General features: G+C 56.5%; 22 protein-coding genes. 12 read left to right on the top strand and 10 right to left on the bottom strand.

Annotation, left to right across the window (positions count from 1 at the left end):
* Positions 1 to 409 precede the first annotated feature (409 nt).
* The gene (locus KEHDKFFH_RS14980; protein WP_104322714.1) at positions 410 to 2,062 is read left to right on the top strand and encodes an electron transfer flavoprotein-ubiquinone oxidoreductase; all 1,653 of its coding nucleotides are present in this window, start codon (positions 410 to 412) and stop codon (positions 2,060 to 2,062) included.
* 257 nt (positions 2,063 to 2,319) lie between these two features.
* On the opposite strand, the gene KEHDKFFH_RS14975 is transcribed toward KEHDKFFH_RS14980, so the two are convergent.
* The 7 genes from KEHDKFFH_RS14975 to KEHDKFFH_RS14945 form a co-directional block, all read right to left on the bottom strand.
* On the bottom strand, positions 2,320 to 2,781 hold the full coding sequence (locus KEHDKFFH_RS14975) for an FKBP-type peptidyl-prolyl cis-trans isomerase (RefSeq protein WP_104322649.1): 462 nt from the start codon (positions 2,779 to 2,781) through the stop codon (positions 2,320 to 2,322).
* Between the two features lie 198 nt (positions 2,782 to 2,979).
* Complete coding sequence (locus tag KEHDKFFH_RS14970; RefSeq protein WP_104322648.1) at positions 2,980 to 3,546, bottom strand: DUF1285 domain-containing protein; 567 nt, start codon at positions 3,544 to 3,546, stop codon at positions 2,980 to 2,982.
* A gap of 24 nt (positions 3,547 to 3,570) precedes the next feature.
* Entirely contained in the window at positions 3,571 to 4,467 is an 897-nt protein-coding gene (locus KEHDKFFH_RS14965; protein ID WP_104322647.1) for a radical SAM protein, read from the bottom strand.
* A 45-nt stretch (positions 4,468 to 4,512) separates the two neighbouring features.
* Positions 4,513 to 4,962 carry a SixA phosphatase family protein gene (locus KEHDKFFH_RS14960; RefSeq protein ID WP_104322646.1) on the bottom strand — a complete coding sequence of 150 codons (450 nt, stop codon included), beginning with the start codon at positions 4,960 to 4,962 and terminating at the stop codon, positions 4,513 to 4,515.
* Between the two features lie 43 nt (positions 4,963 to 5,005).
* Positions 5,006 to 6,073, bottom strand: a complete 1,068-nt coding sequence (locus KEHDKFFH_RS14955; protein WP_104322645.1) for an NAD(P)H-dependent glycerol-3-phosphate dehydrogenase — start codon at positions 6,071 to 6,073, stop codon at positions 5,006 to 5,008.
* A gap of 64 nt (positions 6,074 to 6,137) precedes the next feature.
* On the bottom strand, positions 6,138 to 6,629 hold the full coding sequence (locus tag KEHDKFFH_RS14950) for an STAS domain-containing protein (RefSeq protein WP_104322644.1): 492 nt from the start codon (positions 6,627 to 6,629) through the stop codon (positions 6,138 to 6,140).
* A gap of 14 nt (positions 6,630 to 6,643) precedes the next feature.
* Positions 6,644 to 7,852, bottom strand: a complete 1,209-nt coding sequence (locus tag KEHDKFFH_RS14945) for a PP2C family protein-serine/threonine phosphatase (protein ID WP_104322643.1) — start codon at positions 7,850 to 7,852, stop codon at positions 6,644 to 6,646.
* Between the two features lie 114 nt (positions 7,853 to 7,966).
* Here KEHDKFFH_RS14945 and KEHDKFFH_RS14940 point away from each other — a divergent pair, with 114 nt between their 5' ends.
* Complete coding sequence (locus KEHDKFFH_RS14940; protein ID WP_104322642.1) at positions 7,967 to 9,451, top strand: HD domain-containing protein; 1,485 nt, start codon at positions 7,967 to 7,969, stop codon at positions 9,449 to 9,451.
* Here KEHDKFFH_RS14940 and KEHDKFFH_RS14935 read toward each other — a convergent pair.
* Positions 9,441 to 10,469, bottom strand: a complete 1,029-nt coding sequence (locus KEHDKFFH_RS14935; RefSeq protein ID WP_104322641.1) for an NAD(P)/FAD-dependent oxidoreductase — start codon at positions 10,467 to 10,469, stop codon at positions 9,441 to 9,443. The genes KEHDKFFH_RS14940 and KEHDKFFH_RS14935 overlap by 11 nt on opposite strands.
* A gap of 116 nt (positions 10,470 to 10,585) precedes the next feature.
* On the opposite strand from KEHDKFFH_RS14935, the gene KEHDKFFH_RS14930 reads away from it, so the two are divergent.
* From KEHDKFFH_RS14930 to KEHDKFFH_RS14885, 10 genes are all read left to right on the top strand, one after another.
* Positions 10,586 to 11,542, top strand: a complete 957-nt coding sequence (locus KEHDKFFH_RS14930; RefSeq protein WP_104322640.1) for an acyl-CoA desaturase — start codon at positions 10,586 to 10,588, stop codon at positions 11,540 to 11,542.
* Positions 11,539 to 12,006, top strand: coding sequence for a nuclear transport factor 2 family protein (locus KEHDKFFH_RS14925; protein WP_104322639.1), 468 nt, complete (start codon positions 11,539 to 11,541; stop codon positions 12,004 to 12,006). Before KEHDKFFH_RS14930 ends, KEHDKFFH_RS14925 begins: the two co-directional genes overlap by 4 nt.
* Positions 12,003 to 12,803 carry an SDR family NAD(P)-dependent oxidoreductase gene (locus tag KEHDKFFH_RS14920; protein ID WP_104322638.1) on the top strand — a complete coding sequence of 267 codons (801 nt, stop codon included), beginning with the start codon at positions 12,003 to 12,005 and terminating at the stop codon, positions 12,801 to 12,803. Before KEHDKFFH_RS14925 ends, KEHDKFFH_RS14920 begins: the two co-directional genes overlap by 4 nt.
* Entirely contained in the window at positions 12,800 to 14,065 is a 1,266-nt protein-coding gene (locus KEHDKFFH_RS14915; RefSeq protein ID WP_104322637.1) for an NAD(P)/FAD-dependent oxidoreductase, read from the top strand. The genes KEHDKFFH_RS14920 and KEHDKFFH_RS14915 overlap by 4 nt, the downstream gene beginning before the upstream one ends.
* A 2-nt stretch (positions 14,066 to 14,067) precedes the next feature.
* Positions 14,068 to 14,952: a DUF1365 domain-containing protein gene (locus KEHDKFFH_RS14910; protein ID WP_104322636.1), complete on the top strand. Its 885-nt coding sequence runs from the start codon at positions 14,068 to 14,070 to the stop codon at positions 14,950 to 14,952.
* Entirely contained in the window at positions 14,940 to 16,214 is a 1,275-nt protein-coding gene (locus tag KEHDKFFH_RS14905; RefSeq protein ID WP_104322635.1) for an SAM-dependent methyltransferase, read from the top strand. Before KEHDKFFH_RS14910 ends, KEHDKFFH_RS14905 begins: the two co-directional genes overlap by 13 nt.
* Positions 16,211 to 16,732: a DUF2878 domain-containing protein gene (locus KEHDKFFH_RS14900; RefSeq protein ID WP_104322634.1), complete on the top strand. Its 522-nt coding sequence runs from the start codon at positions 16,211 to 16,213 to the stop codon at positions 16,730 to 16,732. Before KEHDKFFH_RS14905 ends, KEHDKFFH_RS14900 begins: the two co-directional genes overlap by 4 nt.
* Positions 16,729 to 17,469: a hypothetical protein gene (locus KEHDKFFH_RS14895; protein ID WP_104322633.1), complete on the top strand. Its 741-nt coding sequence runs from the start codon at positions 16,729 to 16,731 to the stop codon at positions 17,467 to 17,469. The genes KEHDKFFH_RS14900 and KEHDKFFH_RS14895 overlap by 4 nt, the downstream gene beginning before the upstream one ends.
* Before the next feature lie 81 nt (positions 17,470 to 17,550).
* A complete protein-coding gene (gene xthA, locus KEHDKFFH_RS14890; protein WP_104322632.1) occupies positions 17,551 to 18,363 on the top strand; it encodes an exodeoxyribonuclease III in 813 nt (270 codons plus the stop codon).
* A gap of 18 nt (positions 18,364 to 18,381) precedes the next feature.
* Positions 18,382 to 19,011, top strand: a complete 630-nt coding sequence (locus KEHDKFFH_RS14885; RefSeq protein WP_104322631.1) for a TetR/AcrR family transcriptional regulator — start codon at positions 18,382 to 18,384, stop codon at positions 19,009 to 19,011.
* A 9-nt stretch (positions 19,012 to 19,020) separates the two neighbouring features.
* Here the strand turns inward: KEHDKFFH_RS14885 and KEHDKFFH_RS14880 are convergent, their stop codons facing one another.
* Positions 19,021 to 19,437 carry a phasin family protein gene (locus tag KEHDKFFH_RS14880; RefSeq protein ID WP_104322630.1) on the bottom strand — a complete coding sequence of 139 codons (417 nt, stop codon included), beginning with the start codon at positions 19,435 to 19,437 and terminating at the stop codon, positions 19,021 to 19,023.
* Positions 19,438 to 19,723: 286 nt separating this feature from the next.
* Positions 19,724 to 19,831 (bottom strand): transposase (locus KEHDKFFH_RS14875; RefSeq protein ID WP_146084220.1); only part of this gene is annotated, 108 nt, incomplete at its 5' end.

Below are 19,831 nucleotides of genomic sequence, written 5' to 3'. Positions count from 1 at the left end.
GTTCTTCTACGATGGGTTTATGACTTGCAGTCCTCGCGCAGAGCCTGCCGACATTCAATGCGCACTAATGATGGAGGCAACACTCAGCAGAATCAATAGCCTCAAACGACGCGCCAGGACTGAACTTTCAGCCAACTCCCCGGTATTGACCGGGGACGGCAATGAGACGATACTAGATTTCGACTCAAAACACACGATGTTTCAGTGTGCTCTTACAATGCCAAAGGACAGAGCGAATTTCAAACAAACGTTTGTTTGATTCTTCAAATACGGTATCCTTTTGGCTATGCAAGTCGGGTCAAACGGCTTGGGGCAGTCGTCTATAGGGACTTTTACCGGTATGATGGCGGCCCAGAATAATTGGCCTGCGGGCATATAATTTCCATTAAAGATGTTTGAGGAGACCAACGTGGAACGCGAATCGATGGAATTTGATGTTCTGATCGTCGGCGGCGGCCCGGCGGGCCTGTCGGCAGCGTGCCGTGTCATGCAACTGGCGCAGGAAGCTGGCGAGGAACTTACCGTATGCGTGGTAGAAAAAGGTTCTGAGATCGGCGCTCACATTCTGGCCGGTACCGTATTCGAGCCCACTGCCCTCAACGAACTCTTCCCGGACTGGAAAGAGAAAGGTGCCCCGCTGAACACGCCGGTTACCCGTGACGATATTTTCCTGCTGAAGAACCAGGAAAGCGCCACCAAGATCCCCAATGCGTTTGTGCCCAAGAACATGCACAACCATGGCAACTACATTATCAGCCTGGGCAACCTGTGCCGCTGGCTCGCCGAACAGGCCGAGCAGCTGGGCGTTGAGGTGTATCCGGGCTTTGCCGCCTCCGAGACCATCGTTGAGGACGGTCAGGTTAAAGGCATTATTACCGGCGATATGGGCGTGGCCCGTGACGGTTCCGAAAAAGACGGCTACATGCCGGGCATGGAGCTGCGCGCCAAATACACCCTGTTCACCGAGGGCTGCCGTGGTCACCTTGGCAAGCGCCTGATCAACGATTTCAACCTGGATGAAGGCAAGGATCCCCAGCACTACGGTATCGGTATCAAAGAGCTGTGGGACATTGATCCGGCAAAACACGAGCCGGGCCTGGTAGTTCATACCACCGGCTGGCCGCTGAAAGAGACCGGTTCCACCGGCGGCTCCTTCCTGTACCACCTGGAAAACGGCCAGGTATATGTGGGCCTGATTACGGATCTTTCCTACAGCAACCCGCACCTGAGCCCGTTCGAGGAATTCCAGCGCCTGAAGCATCACCCGGAGATCAAGAAACACCTCGAAGGCGGCAAGCGCGTCTCCTACGGCGCCCGCGCAATAACCAAAGGCGGCTACAACGCCCTGCCCAAGATGAGCTTCCCGGGTGGTCTGCTGCTGGGCTGTGACGCTGGCACCCTGAACGGCTCCAAGATCAAGGGCTCCCATACCGCCATGAAGTCCGGCATGCTGGGCGCCGAGGCTGTTTTCGAAGCGCTCAAAGACGGCAAGAGTGGCGAAGAGATCAGCAGCTTCCAGAAGAAGTTTGAGGACAGCTGGTTGTTCAAGGAGCTTTACGCTGAGCGTAACTTCGGCCCGGCCATGCACAAGTTCGGCAACGTGGTTGGCGGTGCTATCGCCTTCTTCGAGCAGAACATTCTCCGTGGCAGCCTGCCGATCACGTTCCACGATACCACTCCGGACTACGCCACTATGAAGCCGGCGGCCGAGTGCAAGAAGGTGACCTATCCCAAGCCGGATAACACACTGACCTTTGACCGTCTGTCCTCGGTGTTCATCTCCAACACCAACCATGAGGAAGATCAGCCGGTACACCTGAAGCTGACGGATCCGGAACTGCCGATTCGCGATAACCTGCCGAAATACGACGAGCCTGCGCAGCGTTACTGCCCGGCTGGTGTGTACGAAGTTGTCGAGAAAGATGATGGCAGCGGCAAGCGCTTCCAGATCAACGCCCAGAACTGTGTTCACTGCAAGACCTGTGATATCAAGGATCCTGCCCAGAATATTAACTGGGTGACTCCGGAAGGGGGCGGTGGCCCGAACTATCCGAACATGTAAGTTTGGATTCCGGTTATAAAACGGCCCTGCGTGGGCCGTTTTTTTTGCTTTCGGAAAAGGGGGCGGATGAAATATTCATCTGAGCCCACTTTTATTGTCGGATTACGGCTTCGCCTAATCCGACCTACAAAGACACATTTCGAAGCTTCACACCAACCCGTAGGTCGGATTAGGCGAAGCCGTAATCCGACATAATTATTTCCGGACACAAAAAAACGGCTCCCGCGGGAGCCGTTTCTGTAGCGCTTCGGAAAAGCTTAGTGAGCGTGGCCGTGCTCTTGCTCTTCGTCAGTCGCTTCGCGAGCTTCTACAACTTCTACGTCGAAGTGCAGAGTCTCTCCGGCGAGCGGATGGTTGGCGTCGATGGTGACGGTTTCGTCGCCAACTTCAACCACGCGAACAACCTGAGGGCCGCCCGGGGTCTGCGCCTGGAACTGCATGCCCGGCTCGATGGTATCGACGCCTTCAAATGCAGAACGCGGAACCGGCTGGATCAGCTCTTCGTTAACTTCGCCGTAGCCTTCAGCAGGCTCTACAGAAACCTTAACCTGATCGCCTGCGTTCTTTTCGTTCAGTGCACTTTCCAGTCCACCGATAATGTTCTGTGCACCTTCCAGATAAGACAGAGGCTCACGACCTTCTACACGGGAGGAGTCAAGCTGCTCTCCCTGATCGTTGGTGAGCGTGTAATGGATGGTGACAACACGAGGTTGGGCCATGTGATCTCCTTGCGTGTCGCAATGACTGTTTAATTGATTTAGGCAATCGAAAGTGATCGTGAACAGCCAGACTGCACAGAGGGACTAACGACCACCGGGCCTCGTTAGAGAGCCAGGCTCATAACAAGTATGAAAACACAGTTTAACAACTGAGCTAATGCGTTTTCTACCGTAATTCTGGGGCCGTAGTATGGGTTTTCAACCACCCTGCCCGATTTCGTAGAAAATTCCGTGACTAAAAACGCCAAGAACAGGATGACCGCCTTCATTCCGCTCGACCACATGCTCGGCCAGATCATAATAGGCGGCGGTTACCAGGCGAGCTTCGACGCCGTGGCGAACCTTGACGACAGGCCGCGGTTCGTCGGAGTCCGGATAGGTTCCCACTTCAAGGGGGTGGTGCTGGCCAATCTCGAGGGTTTCGCCCACGTTGGTGGTCAGTGAGATGATCTGCCGGTCGCCCTCCCCGGTCACCCGGAGCGAATGCGCCAGAAGCGGTGCGTCCTCGACCTGAATGCGCCACTTTTCCACCGGCGTCACCAGGTAGTACTCACCATCTTCCTCCCGGCGCAGAATGGTGGAGAACAGTCTTACAATGGCTTCCCGTGCCAGCGGCTCACCCTTGAAGATCCACTGACCATCACGGCTGATGCGAAGATCCATGTCGCCTGACAGTTCGGGGTTCCACTGATCAATGGGCGGATTGCCGGGGTTTATCACGGTTTCCTCCACCTTTTTAGCGAGATTATCCGGATTCATGCTCATAACGGTGGCTCCCGGTTCAGTGATTTACAACCCGCGCATCCATTCCGCGCGAAGCGGCGCCGCGCCAGGATTTGTGATGGCCAGGTTAACCTGCTCCAGCATTTTCTGCTTGTCGCGCCCAAGGGTTCCTTTCAACACCAGGTAATTCGAGGCGTGGTCGCTGCGGAAGATGGTTCTGTCGAGCTCCAGATGTTCCAGGAAAAGACGGATTTCCTCGAACAGCCCCTGCTGCGAAAGCGGGACGAAATCATCACCGAAACCTTCCCGGAAACGTTCTTCACCCTGGGGGAAGCTCACCACGAGGGTTGACAGGTAGTCTGGCTGGGTTTCATTACAGAGCGTGGCGGTGTTGATGGCATGCTGGCGCGAGAGGGTCTCACCGCCCAGACCATTCAGCACCATCACAGAACTGGTCAGGCCGGCCTCCCGGATCTTCAGCAACGCCGAGCGGGTCGATTCCCAGGTTTCGCCCTTGTTAACGCGGCGTAGAATTTCATCATCGCCGGATTCCATTCCAACATAGAGAATCTGGAGACCAGCTTCTTTAAGCTGTGCCAGCTCTTCCACGGTCTTTTTGGCAAGGTTGCGAGGCAGGCAGTAACTGGAAACCCGCTGAAGGTCCGGAAAAGCCTCTCGGAGCTGGCCGAGAATCTCCAGCAGCCGGCGGGTCGGCAGCACCATGGCATCACCGTCCGCCAGGAACACCCGGCGCACGCCGCCAAGGCTTCGGGCGGCGTTCTGGATATCCTGGAGCACGTCGTCGGGCTTGCGGGCCCGGAATTTCTTCTGCGGTTGGGTGTACATCTCGCAGAAGGTGCACTTGTTCCAGGAGCAGCCGTTGGTAACCGGCAGGATCAGGGACTTGGCTTCGCTGGGGGGCCGAAATACCGGCTCTACGTAGTCAATCGGAAAGCTGTACATAGTCAGGCTCGAATTTGAGGATTCAGAAGTCGGATAACTGGAGTATCAGGGCAGAAACTGCGCTTTCAAGTCTGCGCAGCCAGGGCCAACCACCGGCATGTCGAGCATCACCGCCTGGGAGGTCATGAACGGAATGCCCCGGCGGTGGGCGTCTACCAGAAGGGTGGCAAGGCCACCAACCAGTGGCATGTGGGAGACGATCATCAATGGCGATGCGTGCTGTTCGATCAGCGCATCGAGGCACTCGCCGGGGTCGTCGTCCGGAGTGAGGAACATCTTTTCCTCTACGGGGCAATTGAGGATCTCAGACACAATAGCGGCGGTTTGCCGGGCCCGTACGTAAGGGCTACTCCAGATCAGCTTTGGCCGCCAGGGCGACTCTGCGATGCGGGCAGCAACCTCGGCAACGCCCAGCCGGCCGGATTCGGTGAGTTCGCGCTCCTGATCCAGTGTATGCCAGCCAGCTTCGCCGTGACGCATGATGAGCAGTTGCAAGGGCTCTCTCCTTTCAGACCTTCTCCGGCGTGTCCGGGCCGTTTTACTGGCTGATGGTACGGGGCAATATAAACTCTACGTCGGAATTCTGGACCGACATCATCAGGCTATTGATCACCGCCCTGATTGAAGCATTATCGTAAAGAATCTCGTAAAGCCCACGGACCAGGGGCATATAGATACCGATCGCCTCGGCTTTTTCCTTCACCAGCTTCAGGGTATAGATACCTTCTGCAACCTGCCCAAGCTCAGCGACGGCATCGTCCAGATTCTGGCCCTGCCCCACTGCGTAGCCCACGCGATAGTTTCGGCTCTTCGACGACGTGCAGGTGACAATCAGGTCGCCTACACCCGCCAGCCCCATAAAGGTCATCGGGTTGGCACCGAGGCTGACGGCAAACCGGCTCATTTCTGCAAGGCCACGGGTAATGAGCATGGCCTTGGCGTTCTCCCCCATCTCCAGGGCCGAGGCAAGGCCGGCAACAATCGCATAGATATTCTTCAGTGCCCCGGCGAGCTCGACACCATACACATCCACATTGGCGTAAACCCGGAAGTACTCGCAGCCCAGGAGATCCTGAACAGCACGGCGAACATCCGGATCCTTGGCTGCGATTACAGTGGCGGTCAGGTCCCGGTTGACGATTTCCCCCGCCAGATTGGGGCCACTGAGCACGCCAATGCGACAGCGGGGAATCTCTTCCTGGAGAATCTCGCTCATTAGCTTGAAGCCGTGTTCTTCAATGCCCTTGGTCAGGCTGACAACAATCTGGTCGTCGCGGAATTTATCGCAGTTTTCACGGATAACGGCCCGAAAGGCCTTGCTGGGAATGGCAACGAACACAATCTCGGCCTTGCTGACAGCATCCGCAAGGTCGGTGGTGGGCTGGATATCACCGGCCAGTTCAATGCCTGGCATATAGCGGCTGTTGACGCGGGTGGTGCGAATTTCCTCAGCCTGGGCTTCTCCGCGCATCCAGAAATGGACGCGGTGGCCGTTTTCACCCAGTACCTTGGCCATGGCGGTGCCAAAACTGCCACCGCCGAGAACCGCTACATCGTGCACTGGTCCGGTTGCCCCAGTGTCTTGAGGCATCGATTGTTCAGACATAGTTCTTCCGTTTTGTCAGATCAGGTGTGAAACCGGCGGCGCCGCGCACATAGGGCAGGAGGCGTTAGCCGGGCTCTTCACATTCAAGAGCGCGCACCAGATTCTTGAATTCTTCCCTGTTTCGGTTGTTCAGGCCCATCAGCACCTTGTGGGCATCGAGAACCTTGTCCCGAACCTGCTGTTCGCTGGCCCTGAGTACAGGTATTTCTTCAAGCTCTTCAATACGGGACGCGGGTTCTCGAACAATGATGAAAATCTTGTCGAACCCCATGGAAGTGATAATGCGGGTAATGTCGGGGTTGGTCGAAATGAGTGTGGGCAGGAAATGACTCTGTTTCTGGGCCGCCATGGCGATCTTGGCCAGCAGGCCAAGCGTGGTGCTGTCGATGATATCGGTTTCGGTCAGGTCGATCACCACGGTTTTGAACTGAGGGTCCTGGGTGATGGACTCAACCAGATTGTCCAGCGTCGAACACAGGTTCAGCCGGATTTCCCCGATAAACTTCAGGACATATATGCCCTGTTTTTCAGCTTGCAGGATCTTGTAACCAGCCATGTTTCACACTGCCACTATTTCGACGGGGTGTTATCTGATCCGTTCATGGTATCAGTTACGGACACGATAGCGATATCGTCCGGTAGCTCTGTGATCTGATCGAGATCCAGAGCTTCACTAAGAGAGGCGACAGTGTGACGACCTCCCGATACGAGTTCAAGTAGTGTCCGTTCCTTTTCATCCAAACCTTTTTCCCGGATAACCTCCAGAATTCCATCCGAAAACAGGGTCAGATGAAAAGGTTTGTTCAGGGGTACTTCGTACACCTCCCACTCCGGCGTCTCGAACAGCCCTACCGGCAGCCCGCTGCCTTCGAGAAAAGCCGTCTCTCCTCCCTCGAATGACAGGATGGGCATTGGGAAATGCGCACCCACTGCGTAATTCAATTTACGCTCACTCAGGGAAATGATGCCAACGAAAACGGTTACGTGTTTGCCGAGGCCGGTATCCAGCAGCTCCGAGTTGATGCGCTCCAGGAATCGGTCTGGGTACAGGATATCCTCACTGGACCCCCTTCGCAGGTTTCGCTGCAGGCGGTTGGTGAGGTTTTTCAGCAGTACGGTCACGAACGCGGAGCTGGCGCCATGACCGGAAACATCAGCGATGTACACCAGCACCTTGTCGTCGGAAATGCGGAAGTAATCCAGAAAGTCACCGCTCAGGTAGAGCGACGGCTTGATCAGATGATCGACGTGCAGGCCACTCATTACCTGCTCGTGTTCAGGCAGCATCCGTAACTGGACTTTCCGGCCGGCACGCTGGTCTGCCCTGAGCTCGGCAATGCCATCCCGAAGATCCCGGTTCGCCTCTTCCAGTTCCTGCCGGTACAGCTGGTTCAGGCGGTTGACCCGCACCCTGTCGAACAGTTTGCCGAGAACGTCATCCAGGGCGCCCTTGTCGTCGTTGCAGGGCTTGAGCACAAAGTCCGCGGCCCCGGCCCGAAGCGCACTGACCACATCGGCACTGGATTCACTCGATGAGCAGGCAACGATCGGGGTGAAGGTTTCGGCTTCTTCCAGGCGGTTGGCAAGATCCCGGATGGCCTCCGGAGACAGATCTGCAAAGATGACGTCGGGAATGTTATCGTCAAACAGTGCCTTGGCGCCGGCGAGATCCGGATATCCCGTCACATAGAATCCCCTCGCTTCAAGATACCGGGCGAGATCCGTACGGGCCTTTTCATCGGCGTCAATTATAAGTATGCGCTCGGTGCGCGAGGTCATGGCGACTGCCCTAAACTACCAGCGATAAACGATAAATTGGCATGATTAAGCCTATTCTGGCACGCCCCTGTGATATAACAAGGCCAGTTTTATGAAATTGGGAGATTCCATCTGATGCGACGTGCCGTTAACGATCTTCTCGGAGCCTATGACAAGCTGATCATGGATCCGGTTCACGGAGGGATTCCACTCTACCGGCACGAAATCCAGGTGATCGACCACCCGCTGTTCCAGCGACTGCGCAACATCTGTCAAAACGACATCCTGAGCCTGGTCTTTCCCGGCGCGACCCATTCCCGATTCCTTCACAGCATTGGTGTGATGCATGTAGGTACGCGGATGTTCCGGTCGATGATTGACGCCTATCTGAGAGAACGGCAGCTCAGTGAGCAGACGGACCTGAGCCTGAGCCAGCTGGATGCCATCGACTACCTGGCCAAAACCATCCGGCTGGGCTGTCTGCTGCACGACAGTGGCCATTCCAGTTTCTCCCACCAGTTCACCCAGGCCCGGCGTATTCGGGAACTGATGTCGCGGCCGGGCCGTTTTGCGGATCTCTGGCGGGGTGTGGATTATTCCGCCTACCACCCGGAAGAGCCCGATGAACTGGAACACGAGCATTATTCCGTACGGGTCGCTCATGACGTACTGACGGCCGTAGATCTGGAGAGTGCCGGTCTTTACGCCCGGGATGTCATCGGCATCATGGAGACCACCGAGGTCAGGCCAAGCGAGACATTCTGCCGTCATGCCCGGACTTTCTGGGCTTTTATAGCCGGTGAGGATGCCGCTGCGGGATCGCCCCTGAGTGAAAATATTCCCGGCCTGGTGATGGACCTCCTGTCGTCCATTGTCTCCGGCGAAATCGATGCCGACCGCGCCGACTATATGCTGCGGGATGGCTTCCACTCATCAGTCACCATAGGCGGTTTCAATCTGGACCACCTGCTGAGTAACCTGCGGTTTGGTTGGGATGTATCTGAGCCCTGGCTGGGGCTTGCCATTACCCAGAAAGGGCTGGGGGCGCTTGAAGACTTCGTTTACAGTCGCCACCAGATGTACCGGAAGGTGTATGCCCACAAGACTGCGCTTGGCTTTGACTGGCTGCTTCGGGAAGCGATCAATGAAGTACTGGATGACCCGGAGAATTTCGAATGGGTGGATACCTGCCTGAGCGACATGGCCTACTTTGCCGAGCTCACCGATAACTTTTTCTGGGAGGCCTTCCGCAAAGTGGCGCGCAAACACCCGAAAAGTTTCTCCTTTTGTATTGTGAACCGGGTGAAGCTGAATCACCTGGATACCCGGGAAGACCTCTCGGCCAGGGGAATTGAGCGGCACAGCGCCTGGCTGGCCGGGGAGCTCTCCCTGAATCCGGCCCAGGTGGTGACCTGCTCCATGCGGGCGCGCTTCTCGAATATCCAGGACAATTTCAACGGTATAAAGGTGCTGGTGCGCGAGCCCATTCATCGCACCCGTTCACTGAAGAAGATCACCGATGTGAGCGCCTTCTTCAGTAAATTCAGTGACGGCACGATCACCCATTTTTACACTCGCCCGGATGTCACCACCGGTAGCCAGGAATCCCTTACTGAGTAGCAGTCTCTGCATTCAGCTCAGCAACCACTCCGCAGGCGCTGTCGAACGCGCCCTCAACCCGACCACCGCTGAGCCAGTCGCCCGCCAGTCCGAGCCCGTAATCCGGGAACCACAGGTGACCGGGCTGTTCTCCGCCCTCAGAGCGCGCATAAAGCCAGCGATGGGTGACAACGTCGTCTGGCCCGACATCAAAGCCCGTCAGCTCCTGGAAGGCAGCGAGGAGTTTGTCGGCAACCTCATCTGCGGGTGCATCCACATGGTCTTCCGTCCAGGCGGGGCTGGCATGCAAAACCCACCACTGACCGTCGTCATCCCGACCGGGTTTGCTGGAGTTGTTGGCCACCCAGAACAGTGCCGGTTGCTGGCAACGCATGCCTTCATGATGCGGCCAGGGTGAGGTCGGGAAGTGGGCGGCGACGGCCCAGCACGGCAAAACCCGGCTCACCGGATCATCGAGATGCGCGGCCAGTTCGTCCAGGCCACTGTCGGCAAGCAGATCCCGGGCCTGTGCCGGAGGCGCGGTGATGATCACCTGGTCAAAGTCGCCCAGGTGGGTGCCGGAGGTATCCAGAACACGCCAGGACTGGTCGTTTCGGGCCAATTTGCCAACCCGGGTTTCAGTGACAACCGAGGCATGAGCGGACAACGCCCGGGTGATGGCGGTCATACGTGGCGTGCCCACAAAACGCGTTTCCGGAGGGAACGGCTCCCAATTACCTGCCTCTGTCTGGAAACCAAACCGGCCTTCCCACGGTCCGAAACTGTCAGTGCCGGCAAATTCACGGAGAAACGGCAGAAAGTCCGGGTTTCGGGAGGTGAAGTACTGTGCGCCCACATCGGCCGAACCGCCGGTTACCCGTTTTGCTGCGAGCCTGCCACCAGGCCCCCGGCTTTTTTCAAAGACGGTGACGTGATGGCCGAGGCCCTGCAGTTTAATAGCCGCTGTCAGGCCGGCGAGGCCTGAACCAACAATAGCGATACGGCGTATAAGAGGCGAATGAAAGGTTTGATTAAACATGGTTTATCGTGCATCCAATTCCGGTAGTTAGATCGTACAACTCCCCATGAAACTGCTTTGGCCACAAGGCTGAGCGTGCGATCAAGGTTCCACAAAAGAGAAAGGGCAATCAGGGTATGACCCGAATGCAGCATTGGCTTACAAACATTCTGAGGTGGTTCGACTCCGAGGCGGGTTCGGATCACATAGACACCACGTCCAGATCGTTCAATTTTTTACGGGTTATTCCGTTCATAGCGCTTCACCTGGCGTGTTTGCTGGCGTTCTATACCGGCGTTAGCGCCTTCGCCATCGGTTTTGCGATCGCATTCTTCCTGGTGCGCATGTTCGCGATCACTGGATTCTACCATCGTTACTTTGCACACAAGACGTTCAAGACCAGCCGCCCTGCCCAGTTCGTTTTCGCCGTTCTTGGCGCCAGCGCTGCCCAGCGGGGACCATTGTGGTGGGCCGCTCACCACAGGCATCATCATCAGCATTCCGATGATGTCCAGGACCTCCACTCACCCCATCAGGGTGGCTTCTGGTGGTCGCACATGGGCTGGTTCACCTGTGACGCCGGCTTCGCCACCGACGAACGCCGGGTTCGCGATTGGCTCAAATTTCCCGAGCTGAAACTGATCAACCGGTTTGATGCGCTTGTGCCAGCCCTGGCCGCAGTGGGTATCTACGCCCTGGGTGAGGCTCTGGCCGCCTGGGCACCAGGCCTGGGAACCAATGGTTTGCAGCTTCTGGTGTGGGGGTTCTTTATCTCTACGGTGGTGTTGTTCCATGCCACTGTGTCGATTAACTCCCTTTCTCACGTATGGGGAAAGCGCCGGTTCGAGACATCTGATGACAGCAGGAACAACTTCTGGCTGGCCCTGCTCACCCTCGGCGAGGGATGGCACAACAATCATCACCGCTGGCCCCAGTCTGTGCGCCAGGGGTTCCGCTGGTATGAAATTGATATTACCTGGTACGGGCTCTGGCTGATGTCCAAGCTGGGAATTATCTGGGAGCTGAACCCGATCCCGAAACACATTCAGGAAGAAACACGCGAACTGGACAGAATGAGGAGGAGCAGGCAATGACAACCGCCTCAAAGATCGAAGTAGGTGCGCGTAACTCGGCGGTGCCGGCAACGCTCGACAATTTTCGGGCGCTGTTCAATGAACTCGATAAGGGCAATCTCAACAAACTTTCCCGGGTCTACAGCGAGGATATCCGGTTTCAGGACCCGCTGAACACGGTTCACGGGCTTGATGAGCTCACACATTACTTCGCTGGGGCCTACGCCAACGTGATCTCCTGTCGCTTCGAGTTCGGTGACGCTGTTGTACAGGGAGAGTTTGCTGCGCTTCCCTGGGTTATGCATTTGCGCCACAAACGCATTCGCAAGGGCCAGGAAGTTCAGGTGCAGGGCATGAGCCACCTGGAAATCCGGGATGGCATGGTGTGCTACCACCGGGATTACTTTGACGCCGGAGAAATGCTTTACGAGAACCTGCCAGTCGTTGGCAGGGTCATTCGCTGGATCAAGGATCAGGCAGGATGAGTGATCGACTTCAGGAAACCTCGAATATCTGGATTACCGGAGCCAGTTCGGGCATTGGCGAATCCGTAACCCGTGCTCTTGCACGCGGTGGTCACCGCCTTGTGATTACCGGTCGACGTCAGGGAGCCCTTGAGGAGCTTGCTTCGGTTGCGCCCGAGCGGATCATTCCGGCTGCAGCAGACACCACCAGCAAGGAAGATCTGCAAGCCATTGCCGGGACACTCGAGAACCACGGCGACCTGAATATGGTGATACTTAATGCCGGCACCTGTGAGTATCTCGAGATTGCCCATTACAGCAGTGACGTGATCGAAAAGAACATACGCACCAACGTAATCGGCACGGCCCGGTGCCTGGACATCGCCCTGCCCGCCCTTCGCCGCAGCCGGGCAAAGGGGCAGCCTGCCACCCTTGTGATTGTCAGCTCCTCGGCCTGGTGGTTTCCCTTTGGCCGGGCCGAAGGTTACGGCGCCTCCAAGGCCGCTCTGACCTATTTCGCCCATGCCCTCAGGGCCGATCTTGCCGCCGAAGGTATCGACGTCGTCGTGGTGTCACCCGGCTTTGTAAAGACCCCGCTGACCGACCGCAACGATTTCCCGATGCCTTTTCTGGTCTCGACAGAGGACGCGGCGGAGCGGATTGTCAGTGGCCTGGCCCGTGGTAAGAACGAAATCGCATTCCCCAAGCGTTTCACCTGGATGTTGAAAGCGCTGGGCGCCCTTCCCCGGCCCCTAATAGACCGTATGTCGGCCTCCATGGCCCGAAAAAGCAACACCGAAGAGGAAAACAATGGATGAGTAGTGAACGTCAGCGAATTGCTGTCATTGGGGCCGGCGTTTCCGGCCTCACGGCTGCCTGGCTTTTGGCCGAGAAACACGAGGTTCAGGTTTTTGAAGCAGGTGACTATGCCGGCGGTCACACCAACACCGAGCAGGTTGAAGCCGGTGGTAGAACCTGGCCGGTCAACACGGGGTTTATCGTGTTCAACGACTGGACCTATCCCAATTTCATCAAATTGATGGATCGGCTTGGCGTGCCATCGGAAGTCAGCGACATGAGCTTCAGCGTGGATTGCAGCAGCACCGGACTGCAATACAACGGTACCAGCCTGAATACCCTGTTTGCCCAGCGAAAGAATCTGGTCAACCTGCCGTTTCTGAAAATGGTGCGGGAGATTCTGCGCTTCAACAAGGAAACCCGGGCAGACCTTGAGGCGGGCAACATCAACAATGAGGAAACCCTTGGCGAATATTTGAACCGGAACGGTTATTCCCGTTACTTCCGGAATTACTACATCGTGCCCATGGGTGCGGCGATCTGGTCAGCGCCGGAGATCATTCTGGAACAGTTTCCCATCCGGTTCTTCCTGCAGTTCTTTAACAACCACGGCATGCTGTCCGTGGATGATCGCCCCACGTGGCGGGTGATTTCCGGCGGTTCCGCCCAGTATGTGAAAAAGATGATGGAACGCCTGGGTGACGCCACCCACCTGAACAGCCCTGTGGACAGGGTGGTGAGGGATGAAAACGGTGTCACCGTCTCGGTGAAGGGCGAGGATCATCACTTCGACCAGGTCATTTTTGCGTGCCACAGCGATCAGGCGCTGGCCATGCTTGGAAACCCAACTGACAACGAGCGGGATATTCTGGGCGCCATGGCGTACCAGAACAACGATGTGGTGCTTCATACCGACAGCAGCGTGTTACCGGATAATCGCCGCGCCTGGGCCGCCTGGAACTACTTTATCCCGACCCACAGCACGGAGCCTGTCTCCGTTACCTACAACATGAACATCTTGCAGAACTTCCACGATGCTCCGGAAACCTTCTGTGTGACTCTCAATCGCAGCCGTGATATCGATCCCGACAAGGTGATCAAGCGCTTTGAATACGCTCACCCGGTGTTCACCCTGGATGCAGTGGCCGCTCAGGAACGCTACGATGAAATCGGCAACCAGAATCGCACCCATTACTGTGGCGCCTATTGGTTCAACGGATTCCACGAAGACGGTGTCCGCAGTGCGCTGCGGGTAACACAGGCCTTCGGGGTGGAGCTTTGACCATGAACAGCCAGTGGCTGGAGGGTACTGTCCGGCACAGACGGAAGTACCCGGTGCAACACGAATTCAGCTACAGCACCGGCATGCTGGCTCTGGATACCGATGAGTGGGGCAAGGTTGCCGGGGTCAGTCCGGTTTTCTCCCTGGAGCGATTCAACTGGATTTCTCTGAAGCGGAAGGATTACTTTCGCCCGGACACTGGCGACCTGTCGGTGGCTGTTCGCGATCACGTGGAAGAAGCCACCGGTTGGCGCCCCGACGGGGAAGTGGAACTGATTACCCACCCCCGCTACTTCGGCTATGTCTTCAACCCCGTCAGTTTCTATTTCTGCTATCGGTCCGGGGAATGTCCCGCTGATGGTGTGGTTCCCAAAGTGATCGTTGCCCAGATTACCAACACACCCTGGCACGATCGCCATGCCTATTGCCTGGAAACCACAGGAACGGAACCCAACCAGGCCGGTTGGCGCACCGAGCAGTTTGGCTTCAGCAAACGCTTCCATGTGTCGCCGTTCAATGGCATGAATCAGCATTACGAGTGGACATTCAGTTTCCGGGGCCCGGATCTGAGAATCCACATGAATGTTCTGGAGGAAGGCCGGAAGCATTTTGATGCCACCCTGGTAGTCCAACGCACCCCTCTCAATCGTAAAGATGTGCACAGAAGTCTTCGAAAGTTTCCGCTTGAGGCGTTCAAGGTTGTAGCAGGCATCTACTGGCATGCTCTGCGTCTCAAGCTGAAGGGTGCACCGTTTTACAGCCACCCGGACAAACTGCCCGAAGACGACGGTGCCTACCGCCGTGGGCACGATGATTCCGGGCTGGATGTCACCAGCGCCGAGACCAATGACGAGATTCGCGGAAGGGTAAGCTCATGGAGAACCTGAATACTTCGGTTGAAAACACCTCATCCGGCTCCGGCAGCCTGCCGGCCCTCAGCCGGTTTGCGAGGACGCTGGTGATTCAGCAGCTCCGGTTACTGGGCGAAGGGCAACTGACGGTCAAGGAATCCGGGTTTGAAGACCTGGTATTCGGAGACGGCAACAGCCAATACCAGCCCGCCGAACTGATTGTTCATGATCACAGTACCTGGCGTGACTTGCTGACCGGCGGCAGCGTTGGAGCAGCAGAGGCGTACGTGGCCGGTGACTGGTCGACGCCCGATCTGGTCGCCCTGCTCCGGTTCTTTACCCGGAACGTCGACCGCATGAACGAGTTCGAAGACCGATTCAGCTGGGTTACCAAGCCGGCTCTGAAAGGTTTGCACTGGCTGAACCGCAACACCAAGGAAGGCTCCCGGAAGAATATCAGTGCCCATTACGACCTGGGCAACGACCTGTTCGAGACCTTCCTCGACCCGACCATGATGTATTCCTCGGCCATCTACCCGAGTGCTGAATCCACGCTCGAAGAAGCCGCCGTTCACAAACTGGATACCATCTGCCAGAAACTGGATCTCCAGCCGGGTGACAAGGTGATTGAAATCGGCACCGGCTGGGGTGGTTTTGCGATTCACGCTGCCAGACATTATGGCTGTCACGTGACCACGACGACCATTTCCAGAGAACAGCTGGAGTTGGCAAAAGCGCGGGTTCAGAAGGAAGGTCTGGAAGACCGTATAACCCTGCTGTTCGACGATTACCGCGATCTTGACGGCCAGTTCGACAAACTGGTCTCCATCGAGATGATCGAAGCCGTTGGCCCGCAGTTCCTGGATAGCTACTTCTCCCAGATTAACGCCCTGCTCAAGCCGGATGGGCTGGCGCTTGTGCAGGCCATCAATATGCCGGAGCAGCGTTACCAGAGAGCCCTGAAGAACGTGGACTTCATCCAGCGCTTCATATTCCCCGGTAGCTTTATTCCCTCCTTCGGGGCGATCCTCGAGTCGGTTCGCAAGGAAAGCAAGCTGGTGCTGACCCATGCGGAAGACACCGGTTTCCACTATGCCCGCACGCTTCGCGACTGGTGTGACCGCTTCATGGCCCAGCGCGATAAACTGGATTCGATGGGTTACGACGAGGCATTCCGACGGCTGTGGCACTTTTACTTTGCCTACTGTGAGGCGGGCTTCAGCGAGCGCGCCATTGGCGTGGCTCAGCTGGTGTTCGCCAAGCCCGGCAACAAACGCGAGAATATTTTGAGCGTATGATTGCGTCAGAAACGGCCCGTAACGTACTGAACTTCCTGCTGTTCCAGGCAGGCTGGTTTGCCTGTGTGTTCTATCCGGGGCTGACTGGTGCCGGGATCGTCGTTGTGTTTCTGATCCTGCATTTTGTGCTGGTTAGCCAGAACCGGATGACCGAATTGCAATTCATCGGCTTGGGCACCGTGGTTGGCTCGGTTCTGGACGGCATCTGGTTCCAGACCGGTATTCTGGACGACGGCACCGGCAAGGTAATGCTGACACCACCGTGGCTGGTGGCTATCTGGGCCATTTTCATGACCACCCTGAGCCATTCTCTGGACTGGATCAGCAAGAAAGCCTGGCTGCCGTTCGTGCTTGCGCCCTTCGCCGGTCCATTCGCTTACTGGTCCGCAAGCCAGCTCGGTGCAGTGCAGCTGCCGGAATTGATTCCCTCGCTGATTGCACTCGCATTTGGCTGGCTGGTTGTTTTCCCACTACTCTTGTTCGCCCGTAAAACGCTTTATCCGGAGCTGGTGCGATGAGAAACGAAACCGTGATGGTTACCCTTGCCCTGATGACTGCTTCTATACCAGCGGTAGCTCAGGATTTCCGCTTCACCGGTACCGCGACCACTGACAACGGTAGCGTCATCTACGAGGAGCGCCACGCCGTTAACGGCACCTGTGAGGATGGAATCTTCCGACCTCAACAGCATGAGGTGGCCTATCACAAACCAGATTCAGAGGAGTCGTTCGCCAGTAAGGCGCTCGAATATGACGCCTCAGTGCTGCGCCCCACCGTAGACTTCTATCAACCGACGTTCGATGAAAAAATGGAGATAACCTACCCCGAACCGGAGACCCTGGTGATTAACTGGCAGACGCCCCGGGGCGAATCGGAAAGGTTCGAGGTTGCGTACCCGTCCAATACCGTTGTGGACGCGGGATTCGACAACTTTGTCCGCCAGAACTGGCAGAGTGTGGTAGCCGGCGAGCCCGTGGAATTCCGGTTTCTCGGGCCTACCCGGGGCGAGCACTATGGCTTCGTGCTGGAACGGGTCAAAAACGACCGGGTGGATGCCGACCATGTTGTCCAGATACGCCCGACCGGCATGGTGCTGAGGTTCCTGGTAGATCCGATTGTGTTGGGTTACAGCGACTCGGGAGCTCTTTCCGATTATCTTGGCCTGACCAATATCCGGAAAAATCAGGACGAGAACTACACCGCTCACATCCGCTATTCCGTCGAAACCAGCCCGGATTGTGAACTGACCCCCTGAAACTGTCGCCTCTGCCAAGTCAGAACCCGGGGGCCAGTGTGTTAAACTTCGGCGGGAACCAACGCCGGAGAGTTTTTTGCAATGATGTTCGTCTCTTTCAACGTCAACAGTATCCGTACCCGCCTGCACCAGCTTGAAGCCGTCATCGACGCCCTCGCTCCCGATTTTATCGGTCTCCAGGAAACCAAGGTTCAGGACGATGACTTTCCGGTAGAAGCGATCCGTGAACTGGGCTACCACGTGCATTTCCACGGCCAGAAAACCCACTACGGCGTTGCCCTGCTCTCAAAGGCGGAGCCGGAAACGGTTGTTAAAGGCTACCCCTGGGACGGCGAGGATTCCCAGCGCCGACTGATTACCGGCCATTTCACCGTTAATGGTGAAAAGCTGACAGTAATTAACGGCTATTTTCCCCAGGGCGAAAGCCGTGACCATCCGGTGAAGTTCCCCGCCAAGGAAAAATTCTACGCGGACCTGATGCGCTACCTGGACGAGCTCAAGCAAGCCGGCGGCCACGTGGTGGTCATGGGTGATATGAACATTTCCCCAACCGACAAGGACATTGGCATTGGCGCAGACAACGCCAAACGCTGGTTGCGGACCGGCAAATGCTCTTTCCTTCCGGAAGAACGGGAATGGCTTGGCCAGGTTGAGTCCCGTGGTTATACCGATGTGTTCCGGCACCTGCACCCGGATGAGGCGGATACCTTCAGTTGGTTCGACTACCGCAGCAAGGGATTTGAACGCGACCCCAAGCGGGGCCTCAGGATCGACTTGATCATGGCCAGTGAAAGCCTGCTGCCGAAAGCCCGGCAAGCCGGCGTTTCCTACGATATCCGCGCCATGGAAAGGCCGTCCGACCATTGTCCGGTCTGGGCGAGCTTCGAACTCTAGGGGCTGGCCCGGCGCGACATGAAAAAAATCAAAACCCGCGACCGTATCCTCCAGACCAGCCTGGCGCTGTTTAACAGCGTCGGCGAGCCCAATGTCACAACACTGCTGATCTCCGATGAGATGGACATCAGCCCGGGCAACCTTTATTACCACTTCAAGAGCAAGGGCGACATTGTCGAGGAGCTGTTCGACGATTACGAGCGCGACATGGTGGATCTGCTGGCGGTCCCGGAAGATGCCGACATCAGCCTCGAGCAACAGGGATTTTTCCTGCATCTGCTCTTCGAGGCCGTTGCCCGCTACCGGTTTCTCTACCAGGACCTGGTGAACGTTTTGTCTCGCTACGATCAGTTGCAGGTGCGCTTCAAGCGAATTCAGAAGAAAAAAATGATCGCTTTCAAAACCATTTGCGAAAGCTTTCGGCGCCAGGGAATTATGGCAATCGAACCGGAAGAACTTGAATCTTTATGTGAACAGTTAACGCTAACTGCCTGTTATTGGAGTGCTTTTGATACCCTATCTCACCTGGACGACAGGGAGTCGGTGGATCCGGGTCGCGGCGTTTATCAGATGATGCACCTCATCCTCCCCTACCTGGAACCCGGCCACCGGGAAGAAGCCCGGTTGATGAGCCGGGACTATCTTTGACCGGCGTAATTATTCCTCTTCATCGTCGCCGGCACGATTGCGCAGGCGGGCGAGTTCTGATTCAAGGGCCTCAATCCTCCGCTCCAGGGATTCGATCTCTTCCCGACGGTGGATCCCCAGGCGTCTCAGTGCCCCGGATACCCGTTCATCAAACATGTGCTCAAGCCGGTCCCAGGTGCCAGTCGCCCGTTCGCGAACCCCTTCAACCCGGTCCTCCACGGACTTGATCTGTTTTTCGACCACGCCCCGGGTTTTGTTCTCCAGCTGCTCACCTTCCTGAACGAGACGATCGAAGAAACGGCCGGTGTCCTCCTCGGCCTTGGTGTAGGCGCCCAGCCCGGCCAGCCAGATCTGGCGGGCGGAACCCTTGATTTTTGCCGCCAGTTGCGGATCATTCTCCGGCTTATTGTCGTTCTCGTCAGACATGTAACAACCTCGGGGGTACGGATATTTCTTTCGAAGGCTTATTGTATTACAGGTTTGACCGGATTTCAGTCGGTCTGGAAGCCGCACCATGAAAGGCCGCAGTATAAAGACGTATCCGATATGAAAAAATGTTTTCAAACGAAAGTCGCTCTCGCTTGAAGTGTTCAAAATATAGTCAATACTTCCCAATACCGGCGTCCCTGCTGATGCCGGTTTGTCTGGAAGTCTTTCATGGATACTACTCGCACGCCTCTGCCCGGCATCCTTTGTCGGGCTTTTTTTTGGTTCATCGCGCTTTACCGGGAAACGCTGCTTTTATCTTTAGGAAGAAGTAATCGTTGTCCCGGTAGCCATAAGCCATCCGCTTGATCACCTTGATCTTGTTGTTCATTCC

Source organism: Marinobacter maroccanus, from assembly GCF_002933275.1.
Taxonomy (GTDB): Bacteria; Pseudomonadota; Gammaproteobacteria; order Pseudomonadales; family Oleiphilaceae; genus Marinobacter; species Marinobacter maroccanus.
The sequence above is the reverse complement of the archived record's forward strand: the minus strand, read 5'-3'. Positions and strand labels throughout refer to the sequence as shown.

Excerpts from the sequence above, each read along its gene's own strand:
- KEHDKFFH_RS14975 (WP_104322649.1), bottom strand. The coding sequence starts at position 2,781 with ATGGCCCAACCTCGTGTTGTCACCATCCATTACACGCTCACCAACGAT.
- KEHDKFFH_RS14970 (WP_104322648.1), bottom strand. The coding sequence starts at position 3,546 with ATGAGCATGAATCCGGATAATCTCGCTAAAAAGGTGGAGGAAACCGTG.
- KEHDKFFH_RS14965 (WP_104322647.1), bottom strand. The coding sequence starts at position 4,467 with ATGTACAGCTTTCCGATTGACTACGTAGAGCCGGTATTTCGGCCCCCC.
- KEHDKFFH_RS14955 (WP_104322645.1), bottom strand. The coding sequence starts at position 6,073 with ATGTCTGAACAATCGATGCCTCAAGACACTGGGGCAACCGGACCAGTG.
- KEHDKFFH_RS14950 (WP_104322644.1), bottom strand. The coding sequence starts at position 6,629 with ATGGCTGGTTACAAGATCCTGCAAGCTGAAAAACAGGGCATATATGTC.
- KEHDKFFH_RS14945 (WP_104322643.1), bottom strand. The coding sequence starts at position 7,852 with ATGACCTCGCGCACCGAGCGCATACTTATAATTGACGCCGATGAAAAG.
- KEHDKFFH_RS14940 (WP_104322642.1), top strand. The coding sequence starts at position 7,967 with ATGCGACGTGCCGTTAACGATCTTCTCGGAGCCTATGACAAGCTGATC.
- KEHDKFFH_RS14935 (WP_104322641.1), bottom strand. The coding sequence starts at position 10,469 with ATGTTTAATCAAACCTTTCATTCGCCTCTTATACGCCGTATCGCTATT.
- KEHDKFFH_RS14930 (WP_104322640.1), top strand. The coding sequence starts at position 10,586 with ATGACCCGAATGCAGCATTGGCTTACAAACATTCTGAGGTGGTTCGAC.
- KEHDKFFH_RS14925 (WP_104322639.1), top strand. The coding sequence starts at position 11,539 with ATGACAACCGCCTCAAAGATCGAAGTAGGTGCGCGTAACTCGGCGGTG.
- KEHDKFFH_RS14920 (WP_104322638.1), top strand. The coding sequence starts at position 12,003 with ATGAGTGATCGACTTCAGGAAACCTCGAATATCTGGATTACCGGAGCC.
- KEHDKFFH_RS14915 (WP_104322637.1), top strand. The coding sequence starts at position 12,800 with ATGAGTAGTGAACGTCAGCGAATTGCTGTCATTGGGGCCGGCGTTTCC.
- KEHDKFFH_RS14910 (WP_104322636.1), top strand. The coding sequence starts at position 14,068 with ATGAACAGCCAGTGGCTGGAGGGTACTGTCCGGCACAGACGGAAGTAC.
- KEHDKFFH_RS14905 (WP_104322635.1), top strand. The coding sequence starts at position 14,940 with ATGGAGAACCTGAATACTTCGGTTGAAAACACCTCATCCGGCTCCGGC.
- KEHDKFFH_RS14900 (WP_104322634.1), top strand. The coding sequence starts at position 16,211 with ATGATTGCGTCAGAAACGGCCCGTAACGTACTGAACTTCCTGCTGTTC.
- KEHDKFFH_RS14895 (WP_104322633.1), top strand. The coding sequence starts at position 16,729 with ATGAGAAACGAAACCGTGATGGTTACCCTTGCCCTGATGACTGCTTCT.
- xthA (WP_104322632.1), top strand. The coding sequence starts at position 17,551 with ATGATGTTCGTCTCTTTCAACGTCAACAGTATCCGTACCCGCCTGCAC.
- KEHDKFFH_RS14885 (WP_104322631.1), top strand. The coding sequence starts at position 18,382 with ATGAAAAAAATCAAAACCCGCGACCGTATCCTCCAGACCAGCCTGGCG.
- KEHDKFFH_RS14880 (WP_104322630.1), bottom strand. The coding sequence starts at position 19,437 with ATGTCTGACGAGAACGACAATAAGCCGGAGAATGATCCGCAACTGGCG.